This is a genomic window from Streptomyces sp. NPDC001056 (genome assembly GCF_053598955.1).
In genome coordinates this window covers 1-15,501 of record NZ_JBSFLI010000004.1, presented here as the reverse complement: position 1 = coordinate 15,501, position 15,501 = coordinate 1, and the positions used below count along the sequence as shown (strand labels likewise).

Below are 15,501 nucleotides of genomic sequence, written 5' to 3'. Positions count from 1 at the left end.
TGCTATCACCCGCTTAGGGGAACCTTTGCCACTCCTCGTCACGCCAACGACCCTGCTCACGGGCTGGGTTGTAGTGGTTACACGCTGCTGCTCGGACAATTCCGGATCGGTGTCCGGGAGTTGCCCGCAAGCGGCGACAAGGGGGCGTAAAGATCCCGTCGGATCAGCCGATCTGACGGGCGAACACCTCGTAGGCCGGAGCGTCGAGGAGCACGAAGCGGACCTCCTCGACGGCCGTGTCCGCGGAGCGGACGGCCGCCAGGGCGATCCCGGCGGCGTCCGCCATCGGCCAGCCGTAGACGCCGGTGGAGATGGCCGGAAACGCCACCGTGCGGGCGCCGAGTTCGTCGGCGACGCGCAGGGACGCGCGGTAGCAGGAGGCGAGCAGGGGCGAGCGGTCCTCGTCGGCGCTGAAAACCGGTCCGACGGTATGGATCACCCACTGGGCGTCGAGCCGCCCCGCGGTGGTGGCGACGGCCTGTCCGGTGGGCAGGCCCCGGCCGTAGCGCGAGGCGCGCAGGGCGCGGCACTCGGCGAGGATCGCGGGCCCGCCGCGGCGGTGGATGGCGCCGTCGACGCCTCCGCCGCCGAGCAGCGAGGAGTTGGCCGCGTTGACGATCGCGTCGGCGCGCTGCCGGGTGATGTCGCCCTGCACGAGGAGGATGCCGGTCATGTCTGGCGCAGCCTCCGCCACACGGCCTTGGCCGCGTTGTGCCCCGACATGCCGTGCACCCCGGGTCCGGGCGGGGTGGCCGAGGAGCACAGGAAGACGGCGGGGTGGGGGGTGTGGTACGGGAACAGGGTCGGCCGGGGCCGCAGCAGCAACTGGAGTCCGGAGGTGGCACCGCAGGCGATGTCCCCGCCCACGTAGTTGGCGTTGCGGGCGGCCATCTCGGCGGGGCCCGCGATGGCGCGGGCGAGGACGCGGTCGCGGAAGCCGGGCGCGAAGCGCTCCAGCTGGCGCTCCATGGCATCGGTGAGATCGCCGGACCAGCCGCTCGGTACATGCCCGTACGCCCAGAAGACGTGCTTGCCCGCCGGGGCGCGACCCGGGTCGGCCACACTCGGCTGCACGGTGATCATGAACGGCCTCTCGGGGGCCCGGCCCTCGCGGGAGGCGGCGCGCAGGGCGGTGCCGATCTCGGCCTGGCTCGCGCCGATCTGGACGGTGCCGGCGACGCGGGCCTCGGGGGCGGTCCAGGGCACCGGGCCGTCCAGCGCGTAGTCGATCTTGAAGACGCCGGGGCCGTACCGGTAGCGGTCGTAGTGGGCGCCGAAGCCGGCGATGCGGGCGAGGGCGGTGGGCGAGGTGTCGAAGACGTAGGCGCGGGCGGGCGGCAGGTCGTCCAGGCGTTTGACCTCGTAGTCGGTGTGCACCTCGCCGCCGAGATCCGCCAGGTAGGCGGCGAGGGCGTCCGAGACGGCCTGGGAGCCGCCACGGGCCACCGGCCAGCCGCGGGCGTGCGCGGCCAGCGCGAAGACCAGGCCGACGGCGCTGGTGGCGAAGCCGTCCAGCGGGGCCATCACATGGGCGACCAGGCCGGCGAACAGCGTCTTGATCCGCTCGTCCTTGAAGCGGCGCATCAGCCAGGTGGACGGCGGCAGCCCGGCGAGGCCGAAGCGGGCCAGCGTCACCGGATCGCGGGGCAGCGCGGAAAGCGGCAGGGACATGAAGTCCCGTACCAGCGTGTCCCAGTGGGCGAGCAGCGGCTCGACGAGTCTGCGGTACGACCCCGCGTCGCGCGGTCCGAAGGAGGCGGCGGTCTCCGCGACCGAGCGGGAGAGCACGGCGGCGGTGCCGTCGGGGAAGGGGTGCGCCATGGGCAGCTCCGCGTGCAGCCACTGAAGGCCGTACCGCTCCAGGGGCAGGGCGCGGAAGGCGGGTGAGTTGATTCCCAGGGGGTGGGCGGCCGAGCACGGGTCGTGCCGGAAGCCGGGCAGGGTCAGCTCCTCGGTGCGGGCGCCGCCGCCCACGGTGGAGCGCGCCTCGAACAGGGCCACGGAGAAGCCCCTGCGGGCCAGTTCCACGGCGGCGGTCAGTCCGTTGGGCCCCGCACCCACCACGACCGCATCGAGCATCGACGGCACCTTCGGACCCCTTCGTCAGCCGATGGCCACTCGGGTTCAGGATATGCCGGGGCACCGGCGGAGCGGCCCCGCGCGAGGCCCCGAGGGGCTCCGGAGGGCGGGCAGGCGCCGGTTCTCTCGCTCCCGCCCGGCCCGGGAAAGGTGCTGCGGCCTCACCTGTGGCCGCGGCGGCCGTGGTGGTCGACCCTGACGACCTCGCCGTACCCCTCCTGGAGGGCACGGCGGCGGTGGCCCTCGCCCTGGTGGACCGGGTGCCGGGGGCGCGGGAGCGGGTGCTGGGGCCCTGCGGCCTCGGGCGGCACAGCACCCGGCGGGCGACCGCGTCGGCGGACGAACCGCGCCGTTTCGCACGCGAGTCGCTGCTGGAGCAGGGGCCCGGGTTCAGCGTCCCACGGCGTACCCCTGCATCCCGCGCGGGTTCGCCGCCGCCGACAGCACGCCGGTCTCCGGGTCGCGGGCGACCACGCAGAGCCGCCCCTCGGACCAGGCGGGGCCGAGGGTGAGGTCGTGGCCGCGGCGGCGGAGTCCGGCCACGACCCCGGGCGGCATCCGGGACTCGACGGTCAGGGCGCCGGGGTGGTGGCCGCGCGGGTAGAAGGAGCTGGGGAAGGCGTCGTTGTGCCAGTTCGGGGCGTCGACGGCGCCCTGGAGGTCGAGGCCGCCGCGGACGGGGGCGCGCAGGGCGACGGCGAGGAAGAAGTGCGGCTGCCACTGGTCCTGCTGGTCGCCGCCGGGCGTGCCGAACGCCATGACCGGCACGCCGTCGCGCAGCGCGAGGGACGGGGTGAGGGTGGTACGGGGGCGGCGGCCGGGGGTGAGGGTGTTCGGCAGGCCCTCCTCCAGCCAGGCCATCTGGAGCCGGGTGCCGAGCGGGAAGCCCAGCTCGGGCACGACGGGGTTGGACTGCAGCCAGCCGCCGCTGGGCGTGGCCGCGATCATGTTGCCCCAGCGGTCGACCACGTCGAGGTGGCAGGTGTCGCCCCGGGTGCCGCCGTCGGCCGCCACCCGGGGGTCGCCGGACAGCCGCGCGACCGTCGGCTCCCCCACGCCCATCGGGTCGAATCCCTCCGCCGCGAGCGGCACGGGCTCACGGGTCCGCTCGGGCAGCCGCGGGGTGCGCCCGCCCGGGGCGCCGGGCCGCAGTTCGTACGACGCCTCGGTCCCGATCAGCGCCCGCCGCCCGGCGTTGTACTCCTCGGACAGCAGTTCCGTGAGCGGCACGTCGGCGGCGTCGCCGTACCAGGCCTCCCGGTCGGCCATGGCCAACTTGCAGCCCTCGACGAGGAGATGGACGTAGTCCACGCCGCCGTACGCGGGGAGTTCCGGTGGGAGCAGGGCGAGTTGCTGGAGGAAGGCGGGGCCCTGGCTCCAGGGGCCGGCCTTGCACACGGTCCAGCCGTTCCAGTCGTACGACACCGCGTCCTCGTACGTCGCCGACCAGGTGGCGAGGTCCTCCGGGTCGAGCGTCCCGGTGTGCCGTTCGCCGCTGGTGTCCAGGGTGGGCCGCCGGGACTGCCGGACCAGGGCCTCGGCGATGAAGCCGGAGCGCCACACCTTTCGGGCGGCGTCGATGCGGGCCTCGCGGTTCCCGGCCCGCGCGGTCTCGGCGAGCAGTCGGCGCCAGGTGGCGGCGAGGGCGGGATTGCGCAGCAGCGTGCCGGGGCGGGGCGCGCGGCCGCCCGGCAGGTACAACTGCGCCGAGGACGTCCACTCGGTCTCGAACAGCGCCCGTACGCTTTCCACGGTCGCGCCGACGTTCTCCACCGGCGGGTGCCCGTGCTCGGCATAGCCGATGGCGTGTTTCAGCACGTCCTCAAGGGACTTGGTGCCGTGGTCGCGCAGGAGCAGCAGCCAGGCGTCGAAGGCGCCGGGCACGGCGGCGGCGAGCGGGCCGGTGCCGGGGACGAGGTCCAGGCCGAGGTCCCGGTAGTGCGCGGCGGTGGCGCCCGCCGGAGCCACGCCCTGCCCGCACAGCACGCGCACCGTGCCGCCGGCCGGCGCGAACAGGATCGGCACCTCCCCCGCGGGACCGTTCAGGTGCGGCTCCACGACGTGCAGCACGAACGCTCCCGCCACGGCCGCGTCGAACGCGTTGCCGCCCTCCTCCAGCACCGCCATCGCCGACTGGGACGCCAGCCAGTGGGTGGAGGAGGCCATGCCGAACGTGCCGTGCAGGGTGGGCCGGGTGGTGAACTGCACGTCTCACCTCGCGGGAGTCGGGGCCGTTACCGGTCGTGCGGTCGGCCGCCAGGCTACCGGCGGCCCCGCTTCCCGTCTCCACCCCGCCGGACACCCAGATGGCGCAGGGCCGACGCCGCCGCTCCGGCCCCGCACATGCCGTGGGCGCCGGGTCCCGGCGGGGTGGCGGCGGAGCAGCAGAAGACGCCGGGCAGACCGGTGGAGTAGGGGTCGAGCGCGGGGCGGGGGCCGAGGACCAGCTGGGGGACGGTCTTGGCGCCGGTGAGGATGTCGCCGCCCGCGAAGTTGGGGTTCTCCCTGGCGAACCCGGCCGGTGAGGTGGTGCGCAGGCCGACGACGCGCTCCCGGGTGCCGGGGGCGAAGCGTTCGAGCTGGGCGAGTACGGCCTCGGTCGCGTCGCCGTCGTAGCCGTACGGGACGTGCGCGTAGGCCCAGACGGGGTGGACGTCGCCGACGGAGCGGGTGGGGTCGGCGAGGTACTGCTGGCCGACGAGGACGAAGGGGCGCTCCGGCATACGGCCGCCGTTCACGTCCCTCTCCCCGCGGGCGATCTCGGCGAGGGTGCCGCCGAGGTGGACGGTGCCGGCCCGCCGGGCGTCCTCGTTCGTCCACGGCACGCCCTGCTCCACCGCCAGGTCGACCTTGAAGGCGGCGGGGCCGCGACGGAAGCGCAGGTAGGCGTCGCGGACGCGGGTGGGCAGGCGGTCGGCGTAGATGCGGGCGATCTGGGCGGGGTCGAGGGCGAGGAGGGTGACGTCGGCGGGCGGCAGCTGGCTGTGGTGGGTGACGCGGACGCCGGTGTGGACGCGGCCGCCGTGGGCGCGGAGGGCGTCGGAGAGGCACCGGGCGATGGCGCCCGAGCCGCCCTCCGCCACGGCCCATCCGGCGGCGTGCCCGGCCGCGAGGATGCCGAGGCCGATCGCCGAGCCGAGAGGTTGGTCCAGCGGCCGGAAGGAGTGCGCCGCGACGCCCGCCCACAGGGCCCGTGCCCGGGCAGTGGTGAAGAGGCGGGCGAGGAGAGTGGCCGGGAGCGTGGTGGGCAGGCCGAAGCGGGCGAGCAGCAGGGGGTGGGCGGGGACGCGCAGCAGGGGACGCAGCACGTCGTCGCCGAGGGCGTCCCAGTGGCGTACCGAGGGCTCCAGCAGGCGGCGGTAGCGGGGGCCGTCGGGGCCGAGCAGACGGGCGGTGTCCTCGACGGAGCGCAGCAGGACGCCCGCCGTGCCGTCGTCCAGGGGGTGCGCGCAGTCGATGTCCGGCAGCCGCCAGCGCAGTCCGTACCGCGCCAGGTCGAGGGCCTGGTGCGCGGGCGAGGTGACGGCCATGGGGTGGATGGCCGAGCAGTGGTCGTGCAGCAGGCCGGGCAGGATCGCCTCCTGGCTGCGGGTGCCGCCGCCGACCTCGTCGGCGGCCTCCAGGAGCGTGACGTCGAGTCCGGCCCTGGCGAGGAGGGCCGCGGCGGTGAGCCCGTTGGGCCCGCCGCCGACGACGAGGGCGGTGCTCATGCGGTGGTGTCCTCAGGGGCCGGACGCAGCGGGTGGCGGCGCCGCACGTCGTACACGGGGTAGTCGGGGCCGTCGGTGGGCCAGGGCTGGCGGGTCAGCATGTCACGCACCTCGACGTGGCCGCGTTCGAGGAGGCCGAGGGCCGCGTCGTGGACCTCGTACGCCTGGGTCGGGCGGTGGATGGGCTGGCCCTCCAGGCAGATCACGCGCACCTCTCCGGGCGCGAAGCCGCAGCGCTCCTGGACGGCGCGCAGCAGCTGGTCGTCGTGCAGGTGGCCCTCGCCGAAGTTCCAGCCGAGGGCGAAGCCGGCGATCAGCTCGCCCTCCACCACGACCGTGTCGTCCTCGCCCCAGGTGACGCGGTCGATCAGGCCGTTGTGCGCGCGGCCGTGGGAGTGCATCGAGCGCCAGCTCTCCACCTTCTGGGACATCAGCAGGGCGGTCTCCTTGTCGTACAGGGTCTCCAGCTGCCGGGTGGGCAGCCGGCACGAGGCGGTCAGTCCGGTCTCCAGACGGGTGAGGGCGTCGCCGGTGAACAGCCAGGCGCTGGTGGCCCAGTTTCCCGCGTAGTAGCGCATGGCGGGCAGGAACGACACCAGGTCGGGCCGGGCGTTGCCGAGCGCGGGCAGCAGCAGGAGGCTCGGCAGGATCACGACGAGCAGCCAGGGCGAGTGCAGGTGCCGGACGCTGATGTCGGTGTGGGCGCCGAAGAGGTAGAAGAGCGAGAAGACGAAGAAGATGTTCCACTCCAGCGGCACGCCCATCGGCACGGTCGACAGGATGTGCAGGTGGAACACCGCCATGTAGACGATCGCCGCCCAGGTCCAGAAGCCGCCGTCGCCGAGGAAGACCAGGTACAGGGGGACGCCGTACTCGGTCACGGTGCCGATGTGGGCGAGGTAGAACGGCAGCCGTGAGGGGCGCAGGTCGTGCGGGTGGTCGCGGAAGAGCAGCCGCTTGAGGCGGCGGCTCGGGATCAGCGGGGCGTTGCTCAGCATCGTCGCCACCACGAACGGGAAGTGGTGGTTGAGCTTCGAGGTCGCCGCGCCCCACCACAGGGCCAGCATGACCAGCTGGAAGCCGATGAACTGGTCGGTGTACGGGAAGAAGAACAGCAGCAGGGACAGCCCGTACTGCTCGCCCCGCGCGGCCAGGAAGACCGTCTTGTCGCGCAGGCCCAGCAGGGCGAGGGCGGCCAGGAGCGGGAGCGTGGCGCGGGCGTCGAGCAGCCCGGCGGAGCCGGTCATGGGGCGGGTGAGCAGCCATCCGGCCGAGACGAGGACGGCGGCGTACAGGACGACGTCGATGACGGTACGACGGCTGCCGCGGGTCAGCGGCACCCGCTCGGGCCAGGGGGGCAGCCGGATGGTGCCCGGCCGCAGCCAGTACAGCACGGACCCGATGGGCGGGTTGAAGCGGGAGGCCAGGGGCCCGGAGCCGCAGCCGAGGCCGACCACCTCCCACAGCAGGGTGAAGACGATCAGCTTCTGGTAGACGATCGGCTCCGACCACCAGGACGCGATGCCGGTGACGCCGCCGAGGCCGGGCGTCAGGGAGATGACGTACGCCGAACCGCCCACGTACAGCAGGCACTTGACGAGGTAGAAGAGGTACACGGCGTACGGCGTGCCGAAGCCGTGCTCGACCCAGTGCCGGGTGAGGACCTTCAGGCGCTCGGGGCGCGGCAGCGCGCGGAAGGACTCGGCGTCGACGGGCGGGAGTTGGGGGTTCACGAAGCCCATGGGGATCACACCCTCGTGTCTCGGGGGAACGGCGGCTCAGCGGGAGGGGGCGAGCGCGCGGCGGCGCAGGGCGGGCTTGTCGGTCTTGCCGACGGGGTTCCTGGGGAGGTCGGGCAGGACGAGGATCTCGACGGGGCACTTGTACGGCGCGAGGCGCTCGGCGGCGAAGTCGGCCAGCGCGGCGCGCGGTTCGCCGGTGCCGTCGCGCAACGCGACGTAGGCGACGGGGACTTCGCCGAGGACGGGGTCGGGGCGCCCCACGACGGCGGCCTCGCGGACGGCGGGGTGGTCGTGCAGCACGGTCTCGATCTCCTTGGGGTAGACGTTCTCCCCGCCCCGGATGATCATGTCCTTGACGCGATCCACCAGGACGAGGTAGCCGTCCTCGTCCAGGCGTCCCAGGTCGCCGGTGTGCAGCCGGCCGTCGCGCAGGGCCCTGGCGGTATCCTCCGGTCGGCCGAGGTAGCCGTGCATGACGGTGGGGCCGCTGATGACGACCTCGCCGATGCCGCCGTCGGTGACGATCCGGCCCTGCTCGTCCATGATGGCGACGGTCTGTCCGGGCAGGGGCGGCCCGACCGTGCCGGGCTTGCGGAGGCCGTCGAGCGGGTTGGAGGTGGAGGCGCAGGTCGCCTCCGACAGGCCGTAGCCCTCGACGAGCGGGAACCCGAAGCGCTCCTCCACGGCGGCGATGAGTCCCGGGGGCATGGGGGCGGCGCCGCACACGGCGAAGCGGAGCGAGGAGGTGTCCGGCCGTGCCTCGGGGGGCAGGTCGGCCAGCATGGCGTAGATGGCCGGGACCCCGGAGAAGAAGGTCGGGCGGGCCCGCTCCAGGGCGCCGAAGAATCCCCTGGCGCTGAAGCGTCCGACGAGGGTGGCCCGGCCGCCGGCGCGCAGCGGGGACAGGACGCTCACGACGATGCCGTTGACGTGGAACAGCGGCAGGATGAGGAGGCTGTGGTCGGCCGCGGTCAGCTTCATCGCGTCGATCAGCGTCTCGGTCATGGCGTCGATGTTGCGGTGCAGGAGTTCGACTCCCTTGGGGCGGCCGGTGGTTCCGCTGGTGTAGATGACCAGCGCGAGCGCGTCGCCGTCGGCCGCCGGTTCGGGCAGGGGGCCGTGGTCCGGTGCCGGGGCGGCCAGGTCGGCCAGGGTGAGAGGGGTGGCGGAGGCGGGCAGGCCGTCCGGCGGCTCCTCGGCCACGACGACCCGGGCGCGGCAGTCGGTGAGCTGGTAGGCGGTCTCGGTCGCGGTCAGGGCGGGGTTGACCGGGGCGAGGGCGGCGCCCAACCGCCAGGCGGCGAAGAGGGTCGCGACCAGTTCGACGCGGTTGGTGAGCTTGACCGCCACGATGTCGCCGGGGCGCACGCCGCGGTGGGCGAGGTGGCGGGCGTAGCGGTCGACCAGGTCGGCGAGGGCGGCGTTCGACAGGGTGCCGTGGGTGTCGTCGGTGAGGGCCGGCGCGTCCGGGGCTTGTTCGCGGCGCACAGCGGGCAGGCGGCTCAGGTTCATACGGGGATCGGACCTCTGGGCTGGGGTGACAGGCGAGTGGAGGCGACCGTAGGTCCCGCGGGCCCCGCGCGGCCACGGCCGCGGGGCACAAGGTCGGCGGCGGTTTTCGTGCTCCGGGCACGAACGCCCGGTTCCGGCCCCGCCGTAGGGTGCGTCCCATGCAGTCACAGGAGGCGTTGGTGCGCCGGGTCGGCGACCGTGTGCGGGAGTCCCGGGAGGCGCTCATCGAGGAGCTGGTCCGGGACACCCGCGCGCAGATCGGCGCCCTCGACCACGATGCCGCCGCGCGGTCCCTGCTGGAGGCGAGCATCACGGAGAACATCGTGGCCGCGATCAACTACCTGCGGCAGGGGATCGACCCGGACCTGCTGGAGGCGCCGACGGCCGCGCTGGCCTACGCCCGTTTCCTCGCGCAGCGGGACGTGCCCCAGTCGGCGCTCATCCGCGCCTACCGCATCGGGCACCAGCGGTTCCTCGACCACGCCTTCGCCCTGCTCGGCGATCTGCCGGCCGCCGAGCGGGTGCCGGTCTGCGTCGAGCTGGTGCGCCGTTCGGCCCGGTACATCGACCTGATCTGCGAACAGGTCGGCCGCACCTACGAGCGGGAGCGCGAGCGGTGGGTGGCCAGTCGCAGCGGGGTGCGCCAGCAGTGGGTGACCGACCTGCTCGGCGGGCGCCCGGTGGACCGCGCCGCCGCCGAGCGGGCGCTGCGGTATCCGCTGGACGCGGTGCACATCGCGTGCACGTTGTGGCCGGCCGGGCGGATGACCTCGTTCGACCTCGTCGCCGCGGTGGACGACGTGCGCGCCCATGCCGTGTCGGTGCTGCGGGCCGGTGCCGCGCTGCTGGTGCCGACCGACGAGCACGAGGCACGGCTGTGGCTCGCGCTGCCCACGGCGGGGCCCGCGCACTTCACCGCGCCGGAGGGCAGTCCCCTGCACGCCGCCATCGGCCGCCCGGCGCCCGGCCTGACGGGCTTTCGCACCTCGGCGCGCCAGGCCGCCCGGGTCAGGGAGATCATCGGCACCCGGCTCGGCTCCGGGGCCGGCGCCGCGCCGCTGTGGGTGCACTACGACGAGGCGGCGCCGGTCGCCCTCATGGCCGGGGACCTGCCCGCCGTCCGCGACTTCGTGACCGCCTCCCTGGGCGCCCTGGCGGCGGCCGACCCCCGCGCGGCCGTGCTGCGCGACACCCTGCGCACCTTCCTCACCCACCACCGCAGCCACGCCGCCACCGCCCAGGCCATGAGCCTGCACCGCAACTCCGTCCAGTACCGCGTCCACCGGGCCACGTCCCTGCTCCCCCACGGCGACGACAGCCTGACCGACGACTTCAACGTGCGCGCCGCGCTGCTCGCGGTGCACTGGCTGGGGGACGCGGCGCTGGGCGCCGAGCCGTAGGCGGAGCCGGCCGGCCCGTGCCAGGAGCCGAGGAGGCCACGACCTCGGCTCCTGGCACGGGGGGCGAGGCCGTCCCGGAGACGTCCGTGGAGTCCGGCGCCGACGGGCGGCGGGTTCCCGCTCACGCGGCGGCGGACGTCCTCCAGGGACTTCCGGCGCACCAGCGGCCGGGCGCGGCCGTCGCGTACGGCGTCGGTACGGCGGCGGACCTCGACCGCGGGTGCGCGGTCCGGCCCCCGCGAGGCGGATGGAGGCGTGTCCGGGCCCGAGCGCGGCGCGGAGCCGGGGCGCGGAGGTGAAGCCGGACGCCGGTGCGCTCGCCGAGCGGGGGACGGAAGCGCCGTACCCCGCGGCCGGAGGGCCCCGGCCGGACCGGGACGAACAGGGGTCCGGCCGGGAGGGTTCGGGGGGCTCGGGGCCGTCGCCGGAGCGGAGCTCCGCCACGGGTGCCTCCCGTGCGGCAGGGAGCGTCGAGTCGAGGAGACCCCGGACGCGGGGAGGCGGCCCGGGGCTCACTGTCGACGGTATGCCCGCGCCACCTGCTCCCCGGCCCTTCCTGACGTGACGCTGACGGGGATCCGCGCGGCTTTGACGGGTTGCTGACGCCCCCGCCGAAGGGGCCGTGAACAGGGGTGCCGACAGCGCGCCGGCGGGAAGTCCCCCCTCACGCCGCTCCCCGGCCGCGGCCGGCCTGGTCCGTCCCCGAGTGACCCCCGGGCGGGAATGCGGGATCGTGCCGCCGCACGAGGCGCGGGGCGGGGAACACCGCGGGGAGGTGGTGCGTTGATCACGGGGAGGGAAACGGAGGGTCCAGGCGGTGCACGGAGAGTACAAGGTGCCCGGCGGCAAGCTCGTCGTCGTGGACGTGGAGACGGACGGCGGCGTGCTGCGCGACGTCCGGGTGGCGGGCGATTTCTTCCTGGAGCCTGACGAGGCGCTCGACGCGGTGAACGGCGCGTTGGAGGGCGCCCCGGCGGGCACCGACGCGGCCGGGCTCGCCGCGCGGATCGAGGCGGCGCTGCCCGCGGGCACGGTGATGTACGGGCTGACGGCGGAGGGCATCGCCGTCGCGGTGCGCCGAGCACTGGCGCACGCCACCGACTGGACCGACTACGACTGGCAGCTGATCCACGAGGGCCCCCAGTCCCCGGCCCTGCACATGGCGCTCGACGAGGTGCTGACCGCCGAGGTGGCCGCGGGCCGACGCCCGCCGACGCTGCGCGTGTGGGAGTGGGGCGCCCCCGCGGTGATCATCGGCAGCTTCCAGTCGCTGCGCAACGAGGTGGACCCGCACGGCGCCGCCCGCCACGGCATCGAGGTGGTGCGCCGGATCTCCGGCGGCGGCGCGATGTTCGTGGAGCCCGGCAACACCATCACGTACTCCCTCTCGGTGCCCGAGGCCCTGGTGCACGGCCTGTCCTTCCAGGACAGCTACGCCTACCTGGACGACTGGGTGCTGGCCGCGCTCGGCGACATGGGCATCCGCGCCTGGTACCAGCCGCTGAACGACATCGCCACCGACCAGGGCAAGATCGCGGGCGCGGCGCAGAAGCGGGTCGTCGGCCCCGGCGGCGGTCCGGGCGCGGTGCTGCACCACGTGACCATGTCGTACGACATCGACGCCGACAAGATGACCGAAGTGCTGCGCATCGGCCGGGAGAAGCTGTCCGACAAGGGGACGAGGAGCGCGAAGAAGCGGGTGGACCCGCTGCGCCGGCAGACCGGGCTGGCCCGCGAGACCGTCATCGACCGCATGATCGAGTCCTTCCGCGGACGCTACGGACTCGCGCCGGGCAAGGTGACGGACGAGGAGCTGGCCCGGGCGCGGGAACTGGCGCGGTCGAAGTTCACGGCCGAGGAGTGGACCGCCCGGGTTCCGTAACCGTTCCCTCACGGAACGGAACGATTCAGACGCTGGTCAAGGCATGCCCATGCCCCGGCCAAGCCCGTGTATGAGTTCCGTGCACGTCCGGGTCACCGGCCCCGACAAAGCCGGATTTGCCCCGCCGCCCGCTGGCTACCGTGGTCGGGCCTGAATCGGCCACGCACGACCACGGGGAAGAGGTGACGGCGGTGGCGGCACCGATACGTTCACGCCTGCTCGATTTCCTGGAGCCGGAGCCCGAACCCCCGGGGGGAGCCTCCCCGGAAGACGGGCCCCGGCCGCGACGTTCGGCGCTGCTGGACCTCGCCGAGTCCGCTCCTCCCCCGCCCCCGGCCGACGGTCGGCCGGGCCCCCGGCCGGGCGTGCCGCCGTACCACACGCCGGTGTACGTGCCGGCGCATCCGCGCTCCGTCGCCGGGACCGGCACCGACGGCCGCCCGGCCCGCGTGCCGTTCATCGTCGTGGAGCTCTTCGCGCACCCGACGCGGGGCACGGTCGCCTTCGCCTTCACCTCCCCGGCGAAGCTGGCGGCGGCGCTCGGCGACGCGCAGCCGTGGGTGGCCGGTTCGCTCGGGCCGCTGGCCGAGGAGATGGGCGGACGGGACGTCACCGTCCTGCTCGATCCGCGCATCGCCCCCGGGGAGTCCAACTGGCGGCCCGAGGACCTGGCCGCCCTCGCGCAGGAGGTGCGCCGGTGACGGCCGACTTCAAGGTCATCTACGAGGACCTCACGGGGCTGGCCAAGGCCTTCCACGACCAGGCGGGCGACTACCGCAAGCTCGCCCCGGACGTGTCCCCGGCCATCGTCAGCGGCGGCGACCCGGCGCTGGACTCGGCGATCAAGGAGGTCGCCGACCTCATCATCGCCCTGCACACAGGGCTCGCCGACCGCATGGACGACCACGGCGACAAGGCCGGGTACGCGCGCGACTCCTTCCACCGGCACGACGTGGACATCCACGGCGTCTTCGAGGACCTGACGGAGGGTCTGGACTGATGGGCGACAGCTGGGTCGGTGGCGACATCGGCGGGCTGCACACGATGGCCACCACGTACAAGAACGCCAAGGACAAGCTCGACGGCGTGGTGAAGCCGCTGAGCAAGGCGGTCGAGAAGCTGGCGAGCGACGCGAGCTGGAAGGGCGAGGCGGCCGAGACGTTCCGCGGCAAGTGGAGCGAGGACGAGATCACGGCCGGCGGCTTCGCCGAGCTGGTGCACCAGGCGGGCACCGTCCTGGGCACCCTCGCGGACGCGCTGACCACCTGTGAGACGTCCCTCCAGAACGCGGAGCACGCGGCGTCCCGCAAGGGCGTGGTCTGCGACGCCAAGGGCGCGCCGCAGCCGATCATGACGGCGGACCCGCCGAGCGCGGACGACCAGAAGACCATCTCCGCGATGAACGAGTACGCGAAGGTGCGCGACCGGATCCTGCACACCGCGCAGCACGCGCGCATCGAGGCGGCGCAGCAGCTGTCGGACCTGTACGACCAGGTGACGTCGAAGGACAGCTCGGTGTCCACCGGTGACAAGGTCACCATCGCGGACTATCTGCGCGGCCTGTACGCGTACGACGCCGAGGACGCCCGCGCCGGCGGCGAGAAGGCGCGCGCCCAGCTGGACGACGCCAAGCAGGCGGCGCAGGACGCCAAGAAGGAGCTGCGCGCCGAGCGCAAGGCGTACCAGAAGGCGGGCAAGGCGCTGCCCAAGGACCTGCCCGCCAAGGGCGCGTACAAGGACGCGCTCACCAAGGTGGACGACCTGGAGGACGCCATCGCGCGCGCCGAGAACGGCAGCACCGAGCTGCCGTACGACCGCGCCCTCAATGTGAAGCTGGCGGACGCGGCGGATCTGCTGCGCGCCGGCAAGAGCCTGGAGGCGGTGCCGGACTTCCTGAAGGAGATCCCGGTGCTGGACGTCGCCGCGGCCGGCGCGTGCGGTCTGCTGGAGGCGTCCGACGACCACGACAAGGGCTGGTCGTGGCAGAAATCGGTCGCGGTCGACGGCGGCGCCAACATCGCGGGTCTCGCGGCTGGTACGGCCATCACGGCGGGCCTGGTGGCCGCCGCGCCCGTCGATGTGCCCGTCGCGGTGGTGGCCGGGGTCGGCGGCGCCGTGGTGATCGGCGCGACCGGCATCATCGACCACTCCTTCCACGAGCACTGGAGCGAGGACATCCACGACCACGGCGTGGTGGGGGGCATCCTGACCGGTTCGGGGCACGTGCTGTCCAAGACCGGCGACGACTTCGTACGACTGAAAGACGATGTGTGGCATGGCATCAAGAGCATCTTCTGAGGCCGCGGCCTCCCCGGCGCCCGCGCGGATCCCCGAGCTGCCGGGGCTCGGCACCACCTGGTACCGGCGCGGCCCGCGCTACTGGCTGCGCCGCACGGTCAACGCCCTGTTCCTGCTCACCGTCCTGGCGTTCTTCTGCTACATCGCGCTCGTGCTGTACTCGGGTGCCCCGCGCACCTATCTGCCGCGGGGCGTGCGCACGGGATGGGACGTGACGCAGGCGGTGGCCTCCTGCGTGGCCCTGGTGTGGGGCTGGACGAAGCAGCGCCGGAGCCACCGCGAGGCGCTCCTCGCCCCTCCCTCCCCCGCTCAGGCAGCGGGGGCCGGACGCGACAGCAAGAGGCGGGTTCCCGGCCTGGTCGCCCTGGGCCGCGGGCTCCTTCTCCTCGCCGCGCCCCTCATGCCCATGCTGGCGGCCTGGTGCGTCGGGTGGTTCCTGGCCCTCCTCACCGTCCGCGAATACCCCACCGAGGTCGGCGCCCGTCGCTGGCTGGAGGCGCAAACCGGGCGGAGAGGTACGTCGTGAGCGCGTGCCCGTGACCGTGCGAGCACCCTGCGAGTTCGTGCTTCCGCCTTGCAGACAGCCGTGTGACACTGTCGTCCCCGTCCCCCTCCCCACGAGATGTGCGCCGTGCGTTCTCTGCCTCTGCCGCTCGCCCTCACCGCCCGGCTGACCCCGGTCGCCGTTCTCGCCTGCGCCGGGTGGGCGCTGTCCGCCGGCCCCGCCGCGCCGCGGACGCCGGCCTCCGGGCCCCGGGCCGAGGCGAGCACGCCCGACACCTCGTCCGCCGCGCCCTCCGCCACGGCCCCCGCCTCCGGTCCCCGGCTCCGGTCCCCGGCCCCGTGCTCCTGGCCCCCGGTCTCCGGCTCCCAGCTCG

Annotated in this window: 12 protein-coding genes and 1 pseudogene; 7 read left to right on the top strand and 6 right to left on the bottom strand. The window is 74.3% G+C overall.

Annotated elements, in window-relative coordinates; translation table 11 throughout:
• Window positions 1–163: 163 nt before the first annotated feature.
• The 6 genes from ACWDD7_RS06480 to ACWDD7_RS06455 form a co-directional block, all read right to left on the bottom strand.
• Window positions 164–673, bottom strand: a complete 510-nt coding sequence (locus ACWDD7_RS06480) for an O-acetyl-ADP-ribose deacetylase (protein ID WP_450456571.1) — start codon at window positions 671–673, stop codon at window positions 164–166.
• Complete coding sequence (locus tag ACWDD7_RS06475) at window positions 670–2,079, bottom strand: phytoene desaturase family protein (protein ID WP_450456570.1); 1,410 nt, start codon at window positions 2,077–2,079, stop codon at window positions 670–672. The genes ACWDD7_RS06480 and ACWDD7_RS06475 overlap by 4 nt, the downstream gene beginning before the upstream one ends.
• Before the next feature lie 390 nt (window positions 2,080–2,469).
• Window positions 2,470–4,245 (bottom strand): gamma-glutamyltransferase family protein, encoded by a 1,776-nt coding sequence (locus ACWDD7_RS06470; RefSeq protein WP_450456728.1) that lies wholly within the window; start codon window positions 4,243–4,245, stop codon window positions 2,470–2,472.
• Between the two features lie 95 nt (window positions 4,246–4,340).
• A complete protein-coding gene (locus ACWDD7_RS06465; RefSeq protein ID WP_450456569.1) occupies window positions 4,341–5,789 on the bottom strand; it encodes a phytoene desaturase family protein in 1,449 nt (482 codons plus the stop codon).
• A complete protein-coding gene (locus tag ACWDD7_RS06460; RefSeq protein ID WP_450456568.1) occupies window positions 5,786–7,531 on the bottom strand; it encodes a DUF3556 domain-containing protein in 1,746 nt (581 codons plus the stop codon). Before ACWDD7_RS06460 ends, ACWDD7_RS06465 begins: the two co-directional genes overlap by 4 nt.
• A 36-nt stretch (window positions 7,532–7,567) precedes the next feature.
• Window positions 7,568–9,043, bottom strand: a complete 1,476-nt coding sequence (locus ACWDD7_RS06455) for a class I adenylate-forming enzyme family protein (RefSeq protein ID WP_450456567.1) — start codon at window positions 9,041–9,043, stop codon at window positions 7,568–7,570.
• 158 nt (window positions 9,044–9,201) lie between these two features.
• Between ACWDD7_RS06455 and ACWDD7_RS06450 the strand changes: the two genes are divergently transcribed.
• The 7 genes and pseudogenes from ACWDD7_RS06450 to ACWDD7_RS06420 all read left to right on the top strand — a co-directional run.
• Window positions 9,202–10,443, top strand: coding sequence for a PucR family transcriptional regulator (locus ACWDD7_RS06450; RefSeq protein ID WP_450456566.1), 1,242 nt, complete (start codon window positions 9,202–9,204; stop codon window positions 10,441–10,443).
• A gap of 817 nt (window positions 10,444–11,260) precedes the next feature.
• Complete coding sequence (locus ACWDD7_RS06445; protein WP_392211853.1) at window positions 11,261–12,325, top strand: lipoate--protein ligase family protein; 1,065 nt, start codon at window positions 11,261–11,263, stop codon at window positions 12,323–12,325.
• A 191-nt stretch (window positions 12,326–12,516) separates the two neighbouring features.
• The gene (locus tag ACWDD7_RS06440; RefSeq protein ID WP_351871972.1) at window positions 12,517–13,026 is read left to right on the top strand and encodes a hypothetical protein; all 510 of its coding nucleotides are present in this window, start codon (window positions 12,517–12,519) and stop codon (window positions 13,024–13,026) included.
• Window positions 13,023–13,325, top strand: coding sequence for a DUF6317 family protein (locus ACWDD7_RS06435; protein ID WP_351871974.1), 303 nt, complete (start codon window positions 13,023–13,025; stop codon window positions 13,323–13,325). Before ACWDD7_RS06440 ends, ACWDD7_RS06435 begins: the two co-directional genes overlap by 4 nt.
• Complete coding sequence (locus ACWDD7_RS06430) at window positions 13,325–14,623, top strand: hypothetical protein (RefSeq protein ID WP_392211851.1); 1,299 nt, start codon at window positions 13,325–13,327, stop codon at window positions 14,621–14,623. The genes ACWDD7_RS06435 and ACWDD7_RS06430 overlap by 1 nt, the downstream gene beginning before the upstream one ends.
• Window positions 14,601–15,149, top strand: coding sequence for a hypothetical protein (locus ACWDD7_RS06425; RefSeq protein ID WP_351871979.1), 549 nt, complete (start codon window positions 14,601–14,603; stop codon window positions 15,147–15,149). Before ACWDD7_RS06430 ends, ACWDD7_RS06425 begins: the two co-directional genes overlap by 23 nt.
• A gap of 105 nt (window positions 15,150–15,254) precedes the next feature.
• Window positions 15,255–15,501 (top strand): annotated as a pseudogene (locus tag ACWDD7_RS06420) (hypothetical protein); the annotation flags it as partial.